Genomic DNA, 15,456 nt, shown 5'->3' on the forward strand with positions numbered 1-15,456 from the left:
CAAAACTTATTTTGTGTATTTTTTATTAAAAATTTGCAAATTTTATTTTGCGTGCTAGTTTTATTTTTGGTTGGTATCTTTGTGTCAGGTAAGCAGGTGTGTCGCCCGGGTAGCTGTGCGGTGTCCGCCAACCCCGCAGGTTTACTCAACGGCTGTAGCGAGCAAGTCAGCCGCGTGCCTGACTGTTTCGGGAGGAAACATCAGATGAAAAAGCTTGTGCTCTCTGCCATGCTGGCAGCATTAGTACTGGGTGCCAATTATACGCTGGCCAATACAAGTGGACAGACGTTGACCAGAGCGACGGCTGAAGCTTCAACTAAGTTAAAGCTGAATCAGGCCAGTGTTGAACAACTCACTGCTATCCCCGGTTTGGGTAAGGTTAAGGCTCAGGCCATCCTGGACCATATCAGTGAGCATGGCGAGATTAAAAGCCAGGCCGAGCTAACCAAAGTTAAGGGGATCGGCGACAAACTGGCTGCGAAGGTGGCTGAATACGTCAGTTTTGAGTAAGCAGCTCAGGGCGTGTTTAACACACGCCCTAACTTTAGGCGATTTCGCCTAAAGCTTTCATTTGTTCGTTCGCCCATTGCACCGCTTGATGGTAGACATCCGGGATCTTATCCGCAGGCAGCCTGAGCTTTTCAATGAGGATTGTTGCCTGTGGCCAGCTGGCATTCTCATAACATTCAATCAGGCGGATAAAGCCGGCCAGTTCACCGGTTTTTTCGATCAGTGCAGCTTTGATCTCATTAGCCAGTGGCAGCTTTTCCATCACATTGCTGATCGGCTCATCCAGGATCGCATCCATCAGTGACATCATGCCGGTTAAATAGGCTTTGTCCTGTGACACCCGACCAGACAGACCGGCCAAACCTTCAGCAAAATTTGCCCGCGTCATAGATAGGCGCATTAACTCGGCGGGCTTATCACTACTGATTTGCGCGGTAAACAACAGCGACAGGAACTTCTTTAACTCGGCCTGACCCAATACAATCAGCGCTTGTTTGATGGTTTCGACTTCTGCCCGGCGCCGGAAAATCGCCGAGTTACTGTATCGCAGTAATTTATAGGACAGGGTTACATCCCGTTTAAAGATTTCGGTGATCCTGGCAAGGTCCATATCAGCTTGAGAGGTTTCATATAACAGTTCCGCCAGCGCCAATTGCGAGGGGGAAAGCGCCCGGGTTTGCAGCATTTCTGGCTTGGAAAAAAAGTAGCCCTGAAAGTAGCTAAAGCCCTGAGCCAGCGCCTGCTGAAATTCGGCGTTGGTTTCGACTTTTTCTGCCAGTAACTTAATGTGCGGAAAATCTGCAATTGCCTGTTTAATCTGTTCGATTTGCTCGGCATTGGTACTGCGGATATCGATTTTAATAATATCAATATAAGGGTAAAAGTGCCGCCAGACATTTTTATGTTCGTAATCATCCAGCGCCAGGGTATAGCCTTGTTCTTTTAAGTGCTGACATTCGGCCAGTAAGCGTTTGCCGGGCTGAATGGTTTCCAGCACTTCGACCACCACCTGTTCTTTGGGTAGCATGCTGGGGTATTTTTTTAGCAAGGTTTCCAGCGTGAAATTGATAAAACCGGGTTTGTCGCCAAGAAAGTCATCCAGACCAAAACTGAGTTGGCTACCTTCTACCATCTTGGAGGTGGCTTCGTCGCCGTCAATATTCGGGAAAGCATTTTCTACACCATCCCGGAATAACAGTTCGTATCCAAACAGTACTTTATTGCGATCTAAGATAGGTTGGCGCGCGGCGTAAAAATACATAGGCAACACTTCTCCGGCAAACATCAGCAAGGGCCTGAAATTTTATCAGGCCCGTCAGATTGATAACCGGTATTCTAGCAGCTGTTAATATACCCTGTTAGCGCTTTTTGACTTCCTGCTGCATTTTGGCAAAGAGTTGCAGAATTGACGGTGCCGGGGTCTTTGTCAGCAAACTAACCAGCACAATCGCCAGCGTACTGAAGATCACGCCAGGCACAATCTCATACAGCCATTGACTCAGTGGCAAACCATTGATGGTGAGTGGTGCATAGATCCAGAACAAGACCGTTAGGGCGCCAACCACAATACCACTGAGGGCGCCGGCAAATGTCATCCGTTGCCAGTACAGGCTCAGGATAATCAGCGGGCCAAAGGCAGCACCAAACCCTGCCCAGGCATTGCTGACCAGTTGCAGCACTGAGCTGTTACGATCAAATGCCAGCACGATGGCGACGATGGCGACGGCCAGCACTGATAAGCGGCCAATAACCACCAGCTCTGCCTGTGACGCATCACGTTTGACAAAGGTTTTATAGAAATCTTCGGTCAGTGAGCTGGAGGTAACCAGCAACTGGGAGGAGATGGTACTCATAATCGCTGCGAGGATCGCCGCCAGTAAGAAGCCGCTGATCAGCGGGTGAAACAAAAACTGGGAGAAGATAATAAAGATTGTTTCCGGGTCTTGCAGTGTCATCTCGGTTTTTGCAACATAGGCAATACCGACAAAACCGGTCATCACGGCACCAACGATGGTTACCAGCATCCAGCTCATACCGATGCGCCGCGCCACTTTAATATCTTTTACTGAGCGAATGGCCATAAAACGGACAATAATATGCGGCTGGCCGAAATAACCCAGGCCCCAGGACAGCGCCGAGATAATCGCCAGTGCTGAGCTGGCGCCAACCCAACTTAACAGATCCGGATTGATGGTACTGACAATCTGATTGACTTCGCCAAGGCCACCCAGATGATCAATCGCGACCACCGGTACTAACACCAGCGCGATAAACATCAGACAGCCTTGCACAAAATCGGTCAAACTTACCGCCAGAAAGCCGCCAATCAGGGTGTAGATCACGACCACGCCGGCAGTAACGAACAGCCCCAGCTCATAATCAAAGCCAAAAGAGCTTTCAAACAGCTTACCGCCGCCCACCACGCCGGATGAGGTGTAGAGTGTAAAGAACACAATAATCACCAGCGATGAGACTAAACGCAGCAAACGGGTGCGATCTTCAAAGCGTTTTTCAAAATAATCCGGAATGGTAATGGCATCCTGCGCCAGCTCGGTGTAAACCCGCAGCCGCGGTGCCACTATTAAATAGTTAAGATAGGCGCCAATCAATAACCCGACGGCGATCCAGGTACTGCTTAAACCGGACAGGTACATAGCACCAGGCAGGCCCATCAGCATCCAGCCGCTCATATCAGAGGCGCCGGCCGAAAGGGCGGTGACACTGGGGCTTAACTTACGTCCACCCAGCATATAGCCTGAGACATCATTATCGGTGGTACGGTAGGCATAAAGCCCGATTGCGATCATCGCCAGAAAATAGAGGGCGAGCGAAAAGAGAGTGGCAGTTTCCAAACGAAGCTCCTGTTATTGTACGTTGTTATAAAACGAGCTGACCTTTGCTGACGTCTATAACTATGGCTGACTTCGGCCAGAACGCGTCAGCAAAGGTCAAATCATAATAAATTCAGCCAGACTAAGACTGAGAGCGGTAACTGCAGCCTTTAGTCTTAGTTCAGCTTAGGGTAAATGCTAACAAGATGACGGCGGGCTGGCTAGTGCTTTGCCACCAGCCCGCCTTGTTGATTGTGGGATCTGCCGAATCTATGCTGTTATTCCGGCCTTTTAACCAGGCCTTTTAAATAGAATGTTTAATCAGGCCTTTTAATCAGGGTATAGCGGCTGTAGCTGAACCGCACGCTGCGAAGTATGGCTAGCTTTGCGCTTTAACCAGGCCTGATACAGCGCCTCACCTTGCCAACTCTCGGTTTGCGGGCTGTACAACACCTGCTCCAGCTTTCGAATCTCTGCTTTTAATGCCGGATCACTCACTTTAGCGGCAAGCTCACCCAGCGAGCGGCATGCCGGCGGATAGGCGCCGGCGGCCAGACGCAGTAATGTCTGCTCTGCCTTTTTCGGGGAATTATTGTTACAGGCCTGTTTAAAGGCATGCTTACCGGCATCGACCGCGACGGTATTGGGGTTGTCCGTTTGATTGCCAGCTTGATTGTTAGCGCGCAGCATACGGCGTCCAAGCCACAGCCAGCATAATGCCACAGTGCTCAGCAGCCAGGCGGCTAACAATACCGTGCTCAGATAATTCCATTGCCAGGGGCTGTTGGCAGCTATTACTGGCAGCAATTCTGGGCTGCTTAGCGTTGGCAGCGACATCGTCGGTTGGGCATTCCCGGTTACCTGCAGCGCACGGGCTGGCAACACCGCATATTCCAGCCGGTTGGTCTGGCTATTCCACCATGGCAGACGCACTTCAGGTAAGACTAACTCGCCTTCATTACTGGCAATCAGGGCACTGGTAAAGACTTTTTGCGCCACCTGCCGGCCGCTACGCTCAGCACCGCGGCTTTGTGGCTGTTCCTGATAGGCCCGCAATGAGGCGGGCAGTTGCTGGTCCAGATCCGGCAGCTGATTCGCGGCGACATCGACGGCCGAAAGGGTAATAGTCCGGGTCACTGGCTCACCGGCTTTTAGCTGTTGACTATCCGGTTGCCATTCTTCGGTTAGCGTCACCAGGCCGGCAATCAGCCAGCGGCCCGGGAAGTTTTCCGGTTGTGGTTTCACTTCCAGCTGCACTGGCTCCGCTTCGGCCATTACGGTTTTACTGCGCGAGAAGTAGTTAAAACGCTCTGGATTACGCTCTATCATTTCACCGGTAAAAAGTGGCGGGGCTATGACAAAGTCACCGCTGCGCTGTGGGATCAACAAATAGCGACGGGTAATGGTGCGGTAACGCACGCCGTCAATCAGGGCGGTGCCTTCGGTATCCGGGCCCAGGCGCTGAATTTCGGCACCTTCCAGTGCCGGCTCCGTCAGATTGCCGCGTTGCAAGTCGCCACTAAAGTAGATCACCACGTCGTAATACAACATTTGCTGCACATAGGCGGAGGGGTAACCGACTAATTTCGCTTCCAGAAACAGGTCGCGCCGGTTTTTCGCCTGACTGCTTTCGATAATGGTCAGTTCAATTGGCTCGGAACGCACGCCATTTAATTCAAAGGCCGGGATCCGGTAACTACCGGTATTACTGGCAAACAGTGAGACACTCCAGCTGGTGTTATGCTGTGTTACGCCGTTGATCACCTGAGTACTTTGACTTACCGACGGCAGCATAACCCTGAAGTCTTGCTCCAGTACCCGAAAATCTATGGCATCGGCGGCAAAACGCCCATCAGCGCTTACTGTCAGGGTAATGGCTTCCCCCAGCATGGCCGGGTTTTTGTCGATACTGCTGCTCAGGCTGCTAAAGGCCTGCGCGGCCGACAGCGGCAGTAATAACAGCAGCAAACTAAGAAAACGGCTTACCATTCTTGTTGAGCTCCTTGCGGGGGTAGGCTGTGACGACGTTTTTGATATTCGAGCAGCATGCGGTTTCTAAGCAGGACGCCGGGATCGTCCTGTACTTTGCGCAGCAGATTTTCCAGCTCTTGTTGTTGTTCCGGTGTCGCATTAGGCCAGGGCTCATTAATAACAGCTTGTGCCGCAGTATCCTGCGTATCAGCTTGTGCTGGCTCTAACTGAGCCTCAGCCTGTTGCGCCCTGTTAGCATCCGTTTGCTGTGGCTCGGACTCGTCCGGGGGGCCTTGCTCAGCACTTTGAGCCGATTGCTGTGCATTATCTGTTTGTTCTTCAGCATTCTCTTTAGCATTTTGCGAGGCATTTTCTGTTGATGATTCGCTGCTATCCGATGATTGTTGCTCTTGCTGCTCTTGCTGCTCTTGCTGCTCTTGCTGCTCTTGCTGCTGCTGAGCCTGTTGCTCAGCTTGCTGCTGTAACAATTGCTGCATCAGTTCGGCGTTTTGCCGTGCAGCGCTATGCTCCGGATCCAGCTCAGAGGCGCGCTGAAAAGCCGACAGTGCCTGCTCCAGCTCTTGCTGCAGTGCCAGCGTATTGCCAAGGTTGTGCCACAGACTGGCGTTTTCACCCTGCGCAATCGCCTGGCGGTAGGCTTGCTCTGCCTGCTGATAATCACCGGCGCGGTAGGCCGCATTACCTTGCCACAGTGGGTCCTGAAACTGCTCTCTGGCTCTGGCATAGTCACCCTGTTGATAGGCCTGCTGTGCGCGTTGCTGTTGGGTTTGCCACAGCTGCTGCCAACTGTTGGCATCGGCCGGCGGGATATAGATTAGCAAACACAGCATTAATACCGCGGCGCGCCGGCCAAGCCAAAGCGCCAGCGGTAACAATAACCAGACCAGATAAACTGCGCCATCCTGCCAGACATCGCCGCTTAATATCGGCGTCTCGCCTTTACTGGCCTGTGGGTTGCGTAGTGCCTGCACCAGCGCCTCCAGATCGCTGTTATCAGCGACGGCTTGCCGGAATTGACCGCCACCCTGACGGGCCAGCACCGCCAGTTGTTGTAGCGGTACTCGTGGTACTACTACGCCACCCTGACGATCTTTTAACAGCTCACCGTTTTCCAGCCTTACCACTGCGCCCTCAGCAGAGCCAAATGCCAACACGGACAACCGGTGTGGATAACGGTTAAGCAGTTGCTGCAGCGCATGAAAACTTTGCGCCTCAAAACCGTCAGTAAATAAAATCACTTCGCCACTGGCGAAGCCAGCCTGGGTTAACAGTTGATCGGCCAGCTCCAACGCAGCCAGCACATTAGAACCCTGACCCGGCATCAGCTCCGGGCGCAAATTGGGCACTTGCAGGCGGATGTTGTTGTGATCCGGTGTCAGCGGCGAAATCACAAAGGCATCGGCAGCATAGCTAATCAATGCCAGTTCGCCTTCGCGTAATTTATCAATAAAATCCAGCGCTTTAAATCTTTGCTGCGTCAGGCGATCCGGCACCAGATCGGTGGCGCGCATCGACAGTGACATATCCATAATCAGCACTGTCGCTTGTTTGACGGTTAGTGCCGGTTGCGGCAGTTTCTGCCAGCTTGGGCCACTTAATGCCAGCACGGCCAACAGCCAGCAAAGTGCCAGCAAGGGCAGGGCAAACGGCTGGCGTTTTTGTAATTGTTCCCCCAGCAATACCACGGGTTGTAAATGCCGGGCAATCAGATTATGCCAAAGCCCTGGTTGCTGGCGGTGCCGGTACAGCAGCAGCCAGAGTAACAGCGCTGGTAGCAGGGCCAGTAGCCAGAATGGACGTAGTAGATGTAACTCAGACCACACGGTTTTTTACTCCTGCCCAATCAACTCGCCGCAGCGCCAGATAAAAGCTACAGAGCAAAGCCAGCGCCAGCGGATAGTGCAGCAAGCTAAGCTGGGGCCGGTAGGTGAGCTGCTCACGTTCTATCGGTTCCAACTGATCCAGTAACTGATAAATTTGCCGCAGCTCTGCCGGACTGCGGGCGCGGAAATAGCGGCCCCCGGTCTGCTCGGCTACCTCACGTAATAACGCTTCGTCTAAATCATGTGAAGGGTTGATAATACGCTGTCCGAAAATACTCTGTTGTACCATCTGTTCAGCACCCAGGCCGACAGTATGGATGCGGATCCCGGCCGCTTGCGCCAGTTGTAAGGCTTCGCGGGGCTGGATCTCGCCGGAGTTGTTGGCGCCGTCACTGAGTAGAATTAACACTTTGTTGCTGGACGGGTAGGCATTCAGCCGTTTTACGGTAAGGCCGATCGCCTCGCCAATGGCGGTCCGCTGGCCAACCAGTCCCATCACGGCATCGTCGAGAAACTGCTGTACCGTCGCCAGATCAAAGGTGAGCGGTGTTTGTTGATAGGCGGCATCTGCAAACAGGATCAGGCCAATCCGATCGCCCTGGCGCTTTGCAATAAAATCGCGCAGCACCATTTTCATCGCATCCAGCCGGGTCATGCGCTGGCCATTTAACTCCATATCCTGAATATCCATCGAACCGGACAGATCTAACGCCAGCATCAGTTCGCGCCCTTGCTGTGGCAGGGTTACCGGCTCACCCAGCCAGCGTGGCTGGCTGGCGCCTAGCACCAGCAGGACCCAGGTTAATAGCAGCAACAGACGCACACTGATTGGCGCTGTGGCGCCAGTGCTATGCGCCTGCCCTAATTTCGCCAGGGCCGGCAGCTTTAGCGCACTGCCGCTTAGCTGGCGGGCTTTGGGCACCAGCCAGGGGAGTGGCAGTGCCAGTAACAGCCAGGGATAACTAAGCTCCAGCATGGTCAACTCCTGTATCCGGGCCGGTAGCTGGGCTGGCGGCTTGCTGATACAAGCGGCCGTTAAAGCGCTGGATAAAGACACCACCACACTGATACAACTGCTGGCGCTCCAGCGCGGTGTGCTGCGTTGGCGCCTGATATAACAGTGGCTGTAACGGCGGTAACTGCAGCGGGGCGGGTAGCTGACTCTGCCAGTGCTGTTGCCAGCTCCCGGTATCGGCGGTTAACAACGGATGCCGCGGTGCATAAGCCTTGAGTAGGCGTTTGAGCAGTTGATTCAGCTGGGCCGGCATTGTCGGATCAGAGACATCTAGCTCCTGCCAAAGGCGTCTGGCCAGCCGCTTCGGGCGCTGAAACCGCCAGTAACGCAGCGCAATAGTGAGCGCAAATAAGCAGGCGACTACTAGCAGGAGTAACAGCAGCCAGTGACCGGGCGCCAGCGCGAAGCTCTCGCTTAACGCCGGTTCGTCAATATCGGCCAGTAACGCCAATAATTGTGTTGGCTCAGTCATGATAGACCCCAGCCAGTTGGCTTAACAGCGGGCTGGCACTGCTTAGCGTCAGCCATTTGCAGCCCAGTTGTAACACGCTGTGCTTGGCTGTCGCCAGCGCTTGTTGTTGTTGCTGTTGATAGCGCTGTTTTAGCTGCGAATTAAACTGCACCACTTTTAATGCCTGAGCGGCACTGACCAGCGCCTCGCCCTGCAACTCTGATGGCAGCTGTAACTCCAGCGGATCACTGAGCTGACAACAGTGAATTTCATTATGCTGCGATAATACCTGCAAATGGCGTAACGCCTCAGCATCCAGGCTGGCAAAATCGGACAAAATATAGAGCAGGCTGCCCGGGCGCAGCAGCCGTCTTAGCTCTGCCAGCGCTGTGCTCAGGGCCATGCCCTGATTGCTGTGGCTTTGCTGATGCACATCCAGCAGCGCCTGCAAATAGCGTAACACACCACGGCTTCTGCCCAGGGGTTTTAACAGTACATGCTGCTGTTCACTGAACACCAGGCCACCCAGTTTGTCGCCATTGGCTTTGCAATGCCAGGCCAACAGGGCCGCCAGATGCGCCGCCTGCACGGATTTTAACAGCAGGCTGGAGCCAAAGCGCATGGACTCGGTCAGCTCTGTCAGCAAAAACACCGGGCGCTCGCGCTCTTCACGGAATAATTTAGTATGGACCCGTCCGGTGCGGGCCGTTACCCGCCAGTCAATAGCGCGCACATCGTCACCCACCTGATAGTGTCGCACTTCATCAAACTCCATGCCGCGGCCTTTGCTGCGCGCCAGATAACTGCCGGCCAGCTTGCTATGTACCTGCTGGCCGGGGCTTAGATCCAGTAACCGGGTATGGTGCTGATACCACAGCAGCTCCGGCAAGCCCAGCTGATAACCGTTGGCGTGCAAGCTGCTAAGCCAGCGCTGTGCATCAAAAGCCAGTTCGCTCATCTTAGGGCACTGCCACCCGCTGCAGGACCTCGGTCAGCACCTGATCAGTGCTGATCCCCTCGGCTTCTGCCGCATAGGTCAGGATCAGGCGATGGCGCAGCACATTATGAAATACCGCCTGAATATCTTCCGGCGTAACAAAATCACGACCCGCCAGCCAGGCACGGGCGCGGGCGCAACGATCCAGTGCTATGGTCGCCCGCGGGCTGGCACCATAGCTGATATAGCTGGCCAGTTTGTCGCTGTACGCCGCCGGTTGGCGGGTGGCCATCACCAGTTGCACCATATAGTGCTCCAGGCTCTCTGCCAGATGCAGCTTTAGTACCTGCTGGCGGGCAGCGAAAATATCCGCCTGACTGATGGGGGCCGCTTTAACCGGTGTTTCATGGCGGGCCTCGGCGCGGGTTAAGCGCAGGATCTCCAGCTCGGTCGCACTATCCGGGTAATCAACCTTTAAATGCAATAAAAAGCGGTCAAGCTGGGCTTCCGGCAGCGGGTAGGTACCTTCCTGCTCCAGCGGGTTTTGTGTCGCCATCACCAGAAACAGCTCCGGCAGTTTGTATGTATTGCGACCCACTGTGACCTGTTTCTCTGCCATCGCTTCCAGCAGCGCAGACTGTACCTTGGCGGGTGCCCGGTTAATTTCATCCGCCAGAATTAAATTATGAAACAACGGGCCGGATTGAAAGGCAAAGGCGCCGGTTTCCGGCCGGTAGATATCGGTACCGGTCAGATCAGCAGGCAATAAATCAGGGGTAAACTGTATACGGTGAAACTCTGCTTCTACACCCTGTGCCAGTGCATTCACTGCGCGGGTTTTCGCCAAACCCGGCGGCCCCTCTACCAGCAGATGGCCATTGGCCAGTAAAGCCAGCAAGATGCCTTCGGTCAGTGCCGGTTGACCCAGCACCTGGCTATCCAGATAAGATTTTAATGACGCAAAAGCCTGTACCATGATGATTTCTGTCTTATTATTAAGAAGTGGTTGATTTTTGACCGCTTTCTGCGGGCAAACGCCAAATTAGGACCTGCCGTTATTTATAAGGTTCCCGCATGGCTAATACAAGCGCTAAAACAAGAGTTTTAAAACAACTGTTTTAATTTCGCCGGACTGTGGTTACAATCAAAAGTCAGAGGTCAGACCTGTAATCAGGCCAGCATAAAACAAGAGGATAACTATGGCAGCCCCTATCAACCTGAGAACCCGTGACGGTGAGCGTATTGCAATCGTGTCCGGGCTTCGTACCCCCTTTGCCAAACAAGCGACCGAGTTTCATGGTGTCTCGGCTCTGGATCTGGGAAAACTGGTGGTGAATGAATTACTGATCCGTGCCGAACTTGATCCGGCGCTGGTAGAGCAGGTGGTGTATGGCCAGGTGGTGCAGATGCCAGAGGCGCCAAATATCGCCCGTGAAATCGTGCTGGGTACCGGCATGCAGGTGCATACCGATGCTTTTAGCGTCACCCGGGCCTGTGCCACCAGTTTTCAGTCGGTAGTCAGTGTTGCCGAATCCATGCTGGCCGGTGTCACTCAGATCGCCATTGCCGGTGGCGCTGACTCCAGCTCAGTCTTACCTATTGGCGTGAGCAAGAAACTGGCGCGCGCCCTGGTCGATGTCAATAAAGCTAAAACCCTGGGCCAGAAACTGGCAATTTTCCGCCGTCTGGGCCTGAAAGACTTACTGCCGGTTCCACCAGCGGTAGCAGAATACAGCACCGGCCTGTCAATGGGCGATACGGCTGAACAAATGGCGAAAAGCCATGGTATCAGCCGGGCGGCGCAGGATGAAATGGCACACCGCTCGCACACCCTGGCTGCAGCCGCCTGGCAAGCCGGCAAGCTGGCCGATGAGGTGATGACCGCCTATGTTGAGCCGTACAGCCGCTATTTAAAGATCGATAATAATATCCGGATGGAGTCGAAGCTCGACTCTTACGCCAAATTAAAGCCGGTATTTGACCGGGTGCATGGCTCTGTAACGGCGGCAAACAGTACGCCGCTGACCGATGGTGCTTCTGCAGTACTGATGATGACCGAAGGCCGCGCCAAGGCGCTGGGCTATACCCCTTTGGGTTATCTGCGCAGCTACGCCTTTTCGGCCATTGGCGTACATGAAGATATGCTGATGGGCCCGTCTTATGCCACGCCGATCGCGCTGGATCGCGCCGGGATGAAACTGTCGGATCTGACGCTGATTGAAATGCATGAAGCCTTCGCTGCGCAGGCGCTGGCCAATATGAAGATGTTTGGTAGCCGTAAATTTGCTGAAGAAAAGCTGGGCCGCAGCGAAGCCATTGGCGAAATTGATATGGACAAATTTAACGTCAACGGTGGTTCACTGGCTTATGGCCACCCCTTTGCCGCGACCGGCACCCGCTTAATAGTGCAAACCCTGAATGAATTAAAACGTCGTGGTGGTGGCATCGGCCTGACCACTGCCTGCGCCGCCGGCGGTTTAGGCGCAGCGATGATTGTGGAGACCGAATAATGACTGACACAGTAAGCAGCTTTAGCTTAAGCATCCGCGATGACAAGGTGGCCGTGATCACCATGGATATTCCGGGTGAAAGCATGAATGTCCTGAAAGCCTCGTTTGCCGATGAAATTGATGCCATGCTGAAACAGCTGGCTAACGACAGTACCTTAAAAGGCGTGGTCTTTATCAGTGGCAAAAAAGATTCCTTTATTGCCGGTGCCGATATCAGCATGCTTGATGCCTGTCAGACGGCAGAGCAGGCTGAAACCATTGCTGCGATGGGACAACAAATGTTTGACCGGTTGGAGCAATTGCGCTTACCGCTGGTGGCCGCAATTCATGGGCCTTGCTTAGGTGGTGGTCTGGAGCTGGCACTGGCCTGTCATGCCCGGGTTGCCAGCAGCAGCCCGAAAACCGTGTTGGGTTTGCCGGAAGTACAGCTGGGCTTGTTACCCGGCAGTGGTGGTACCCAGCGTTTACCGAAGTTAGTTGGCGTGCAAAAAGCGCTGGATATGATCCTGACGGGGAAGCAATTGCGTGCGGCCCAGGCGAAAAAGCTAGGCCTGGTGGATGAAGTGGTGCCAGAGAGCATTCTGCTGGATGCGGCAGTGAAAAAAGCACTGGCCGGTAAACCCCGGCGCGAAGCAAAAAAGCAGAGCCTGCTGGATAAACTGCTGGAAAATACTGGACCGGGCCGAAAACTGGTGTTCTCCCAGGCACTAAAACAAACGCTGAAGAAAACCCAGGGCAATTATCCTGCTGCCCTGCGGATTATTGAAGTGATTCAAACCGGCGTCGAACAGGGCTATCAAAAAGGCTTGGCGGCAGAGGCCAAAGCCTTCGGGCAGCTTTGTATGACGTCAGAGTCGGCGGCACTGCGCAGTATTTTCTTTGCTACCACCCAGATGAAGAAAGAAAGCGGTGCCGGTGATGCTAAACCGCGTAAAGTACGTAAAGCCGCAGTACTGGGCGGCGGTCTGATGGGCGGCGGTATTGCGAATGTCAGCGCCACTAAGGCCGGCGTAGCGGTACGGATCAAAGATATCGCTGAGCAGGGCATCAATAATGCGCTGAAATACAGCTTTGATATTCTGAATAAAAAGTACAAAAAGCGCTTTATCAGCAAGGCCGAGATGCAAAAGCAGCTGATGTTAATCACCGGCACCACCGATTACAGTGGTTTCCATGATGTCGATATCGTGGTTGAGGCGGTATTTGAAGACCTGAGCTTAAAGCAGCAAATGGTGGCTGATATTGAACAGCACTGTGCGGAGCATACCATCTTTGCCAGCAATACCAGTTCGTTACCTATTCACAAAATTGCCGAAAAGGCAGCGCGGCCGGAAAATGTGATCGGTCTGCATTACTTCTCACCGGTAGATAAAATGCCGCTGGTAGAAGTCATTGCGCATGACAAAACCTCTGCGGAGACCATCGCTACTACGGTTGCTTTCGCCCGTAAGCAAGGCAAAACGCCGATCGTGGTCAAAGACGGTGCCGGTTTCTACGTTAACCGCATTCTGGCGCTGTATATGAATGAAGCGGCCAATATTCTGCTTGCCGGTGAGCCGGTAGAGAAAATTGACCGAGCGCTGGTCAAATTCGGCTTCCCGGTCGGCCCGGTGACGCTGCTGGATGAAGTGGGTATTGATGTTGGCGCCAAAATTTCTCCGATTTTAACGGCTGAGCTCGGTGAGCGCTTTGCCGCGCCTGCCGCCTTTGACAAACTGCTGGCCGATGGCCGTAAAGGCAAGAAAACCGAAAAAGGGTTTTACCTTTACGGTAAGGCGGCGAAAAAAGGTAAGAAGCTGGTTGATGAGTCGGTGTATGCGGTGCTGGGTGTAACACCGGCGCCGGCGCTAAATGGTGAAGACATTGCCAGCCGCTGTACCGCGCAAATGCTGAATGAAGCCGTGCGCTGTCTGGAAGAGGGCATTATTGCCTCGGCCCGGGATGGGGATATTGGTGCCATCTTTGGTATCGGTTTCCCGCCATTCCTAGGTGGTCCGTTCCGCTATATCGATAAGCTGGGTGTCAATAATCTGGTGGCGACCTTACGCCAGCTGGAAAGCCGCTTTGGTAGCCGCTTTACGCCGTGCGATACCTTGCTGAAAATGGCAACAGAGGGCGAGCGGTTCTATCCGCAATAAGGGCGATATTACGCTTAGCAAAGGGCCTGCGGGCCCTTTTTGCATTTTGGCTAAAAATGCAACTAAAGCATAACAGCAAGACGTCCGGATAGCTGGTATAATCGCCAGCAGCAGTAAAGTGATGTAGGAGAAAACGGGTGTTATTAGTTCCGGTGCTTTGGTTAATGGTAGCAGTAGGCGTATATATCGCCGCGCTGCGTAGTGGTATGCAGGCGATGCGCTGGGCACTGGCGGCAATTTTCACCGGCCCTTTGCTATTACCGCTGTTTAACAGCCACAAACGCCTGACGCTGCGCCGCGCCCGTGGCCGTAGCTACGGTTTATTCCGGCCCTAATTGTCGCTTTAAAAGCGCCATAGCGGCTTTTAGCAGGCTATCCTGTTGCCGATCCTGATGGCAGACGGCATAAAGTGTCAGTGTATAGCGCTGCGCCGCCGCCGCCACCAGTTGCCCGGCGTTAAAATAGGGTTTAACCCAGCTCTCGGGTAAAAAGGCGGCGACGTTACCTGCTAACACCTGAGTTAGCGCCAGTTGCGCTGAGTTAGTGCTAAAACGCGCCGCCTGTAGCTGTGGCCAATCGCGGCTATGCTGCAGCGCAAAGGCCTGCCCCCATTCCACATAGCAGTACTCTGCAGCGCTGAGCTGCTTACAGGCAGCATGGCCCGGCGTGCACACCGCCAGCAGCGGTAACTGTGCTATGGCTTCGCGATACAGGTCTTCGGTCTTTACCGGCTCCGGTAAGATAGCCAGATCCAATTGTTGGCTTAGCAGCAAGTCACTGATTTGTTCCTTCGGTAAAGATTCGGCCCGGATTGTCAGCGGTGTTGGCAATAACGCCAGCTGCTGCAACGTGGGCGCTAATAACTGCTCAGCCAATACCATTGGCATTGCCAGCTGTAAAGCCGGGCTTTGGCTGGCGCTGTCCGCGACGTCTTGTCTGGCGCGCTGTAAGGCGGCCAGCATGGTTTGGGCGTGCGGCAACAGTCGTTCGCCCGCCGCTGTTAACTGAATGTTATTTCGGTGTCGGATAAATAAATTTACGCCCAATTGTTGTTCCAGCTGGCGGATGCGGAAACTCACCGCCGACTGCGTAAGGTATAAATTTTCGGCAGCCTTACCAAAATGGCGGGTGCGCTGTACTTCCAGGAAGGTTTTCAGTAAGTCAGTATCCAAACTAGCCTCAAATGTTTTTTATCGTAACAATTAAAAATATTTGTTTTACGACAGGAATTTTGTTAACCATACTCCGC

General features: G+C 53.6%; 13 protein-coding genes. 4 read left to right on the forward strand and 9 right to left on the reverse strand.

The window, feature by feature from the left end; all coding sequences use genetic code 11:
• Window positions 1-204: 204 nt before the first annotated feature.
• Window positions 205-510 carry a ComEA family DNA-binding protein gene (locus tag H1D31_RS06415; RefSeq protein ID WP_065956019.1) on the forward strand — a complete coding sequence of 102 codons (306 nt, stop codon included), beginning with the start codon at window positions 205-207 and terminating at the stop codon, window positions 508-510.
• A 34-nt stretch (window positions 511-544) separates the two neighbouring features.
• Here H1D31_RS06415 and H1D31_RS06420 read toward each other — a convergent pair whose 3' ends face one another.
• From H1D31_RS06420 to H1D31_RS06455, 8 genes are all read right to left on the reverse strand, one after another.
• On the reverse strand, window positions 545-1,771 hold the full coding sequence (locus tag H1D31_RS06420; RefSeq protein WP_261257057.1) for an EAL and HDOD domain-containing protein: 1,227 nt from the start codon (window positions 1,769-1,771) through the stop codon (window positions 545-547).
• 97 nt (window positions 1,772-1,868) lie between these two features.
• Window positions 1,869-3,362, reverse strand: a complete 1,494-nt coding sequence (gene putP, locus H1D31_RS06425) for a sodium/proline symporter PutP (RefSeq protein ID WP_065955997.1) — start codon at window positions 3,360-3,362, stop codon at window positions 1,869-1,871.
• 309 nt (window positions 3,363-3,671) lie between these two features.
• The gene (locus H1D31_RS06430; RefSeq protein ID WP_261257060.1) at window positions 3,672-5,330 is read right to left on the reverse strand and encodes a BatD family protein; all 1,659 of its coding nucleotides are present in this window, start codon (window positions 5,328-5,330) and stop codon (window positions 3,672-3,674) included.
• On the reverse strand, window positions 5,324-7,156 hold the full coding sequence (locus tag H1D31_RS06435; protein ID WP_261257062.1) for a VWA domain-containing protein: 1,833 nt from the start codon (window positions 7,154-7,156) through the stop codon (window positions 5,324-5,326). Before H1D31_RS06435 ends, H1D31_RS06430 begins: the two co-directional genes overlap by 7 nt.
• A complete protein-coding gene (locus H1D31_RS06440; protein WP_261257064.1) occupies window positions 7,146-8,132 on the reverse strand; it encodes a vWA domain-containing protein in 987 nt (328 codons plus the stop codon). The genes H1D31_RS06435 and H1D31_RS06440 overlap by 11 nt, the downstream gene beginning before the upstream one ends.
• Window positions 8,119-8,643: a DUF4381 domain-containing protein gene (locus H1D31_RS06445; protein ID WP_261257066.1), complete on the reverse strand. Its 525-nt coding sequence runs from the start codon at window positions 8,641-8,643 to the stop codon at window positions 8,119-8,121. Before H1D31_RS06445 ends, H1D31_RS06440 begins: the two co-directional genes overlap by 14 nt.
• Window positions 8,636-9,580, reverse strand: a complete 945-nt coding sequence (locus tag H1D31_RS06450) for a DUF58 domain-containing protein (RefSeq protein ID WP_261257068.1) — start codon at window positions 9,578-9,580, stop codon at window positions 8,636-8,638. The genes H1D31_RS06445 and H1D31_RS06450 overlap by 8 nt, the downstream gene beginning before the upstream one ends.
• A gap of 1 nt (window position 9,581) precedes the next feature.
• Complete coding sequence (locus H1D31_RS06455; RefSeq protein ID WP_008610115.1) at window positions 9,582-10,535, reverse strand: AAA family ATPase; 954 nt, start codon at window positions 10,533-10,535, stop codon at window positions 9,582-9,584.
• Window positions 10,536-10,758: 223 nt separating this feature from the next.
• On the opposite strand from H1D31_RS06455, the gene fadI reads away from it, so the two are divergent.
• From fadI to H1D31_RS06470, 3 genes are all read left to right on the forward strand, one after another.
• Window positions 10,759-12,069, forward strand: coding sequence for an acetyl-CoA C-acyltransferase FadI (gene fadI / locus H1D31_RS06460; RefSeq protein ID WP_008610116.1), 1,311 nt, complete (start codon window positions 10,759-10,761; stop codon window positions 12,067-12,069).
• Entirely contained in the window at window positions 12,069-14,207 is a 2,139-nt protein-coding gene (gene fadJ / locus H1D31_RS06465; protein WP_261257072.1) for a fatty acid oxidation complex subunit alpha FadJ, read from the forward strand. The genes fadI and fadJ overlap by 1 nt, the downstream gene beginning before the upstream one ends.
• A gap of 137 nt (window positions 14,208-14,344) precedes the next feature.
• Window positions 14,345-14,542: a hypothetical protein gene (locus H1D31_RS06470; RefSeq protein ID WP_039925598.1), complete on the forward strand. Its 198-nt coding sequence runs from the start codon at window positions 14,345-14,347 to the stop codon at window positions 14,540-14,542.
• Here H1D31_RS06470 and H1D31_RS06475 read toward each other — a convergent pair.
• A complete protein-coding gene (locus H1D31_RS06475) occupies window positions 14,528-15,379 on the reverse strand; it encodes a LysR substrate-binding domain-containing protein (protein WP_261257074.1) in 852 nt (283 codons plus the stop codon). The genes H1D31_RS06470 and H1D31_RS06475 overlap by 15 nt on opposite strands.
• Window positions 15,380-15,456: the final 77 nt, after the last annotated feature.

It is taken from the genome of Alishewanella sp. BS5-314 (genome assembly GCF_025377695.1).
Classification (GTDB): domain Bacteria; phylum Pseudomonadota; class Gammaproteobacteria; order Enterobacterales; family Alteromonadaceae; genus Alishewanella; species Alishewanella aestuarii.

Excerpts from the sequence above, each read along its gene's own strand:
- H1D31_RS06450 (WP_261257068.1), bottom strand. The coding sequence starts at position 9,580 with ATGAGCGAACTGGCTTTTGATGCACAGCGCTGGCTTAGCAGCTTGCAC.
- H1D31_RS06430 (WP_261257060.1), bottom strand. The coding sequence starts at position 5,330 with ATGGTAAGCCGTTTTCTTAGTTTGCTGCTGTTATTACTGCCGCTGTCG.
- H1D31_RS06445 (WP_261257066.1), bottom strand. The coding sequence starts at position 8,643 with ATGACTGAGCCAACACAATTATTGGCGTTACTGGCCGATATTGACGAA.
- H1D31_RS06440 (WP_261257064.1), bottom strand. The coding sequence starts at position 8,132 with ATGCTGGAGCTTAGTTATCCCTGGCTGTTACTGGCACTGCCACTCCCC.
- fadJ (WP_261257072.1), top strand. The coding sequence starts at position 12,069 with ATGACTGACACAGTAAGCAGCTTTAGCTTAAGCATCCGCGATGACAAG.
- H1D31_RS06455 (WP_008610115.1), bottom strand. The coding sequence starts at position 10,535 with ATGGTACAGGCTTTTGCGTCATTAAAATCTTATCTGGATAGCCAGGTG.
- H1D31_RS06415 (WP_065956019.1), top strand. The coding sequence starts at position 205 with ATGAAAAAGCTTGTGCTCTCTGCCATGCTGGCAGCATTAGTACTGGGT.
- fadI (WP_008610116.1), top strand. The coding sequence starts at position 10,759 with ATGGCAGCCCCTATCAACCTGAGAACCCGTGACGGTGAGCGTATTGCA.
- H1D31_RS06420 (WP_261257057.1), bottom strand. The coding sequence starts at position 1,771 with ATGTATTTTTACGCCGCGCGCCAACCTATCTTAGATCGCAATAAAGTA.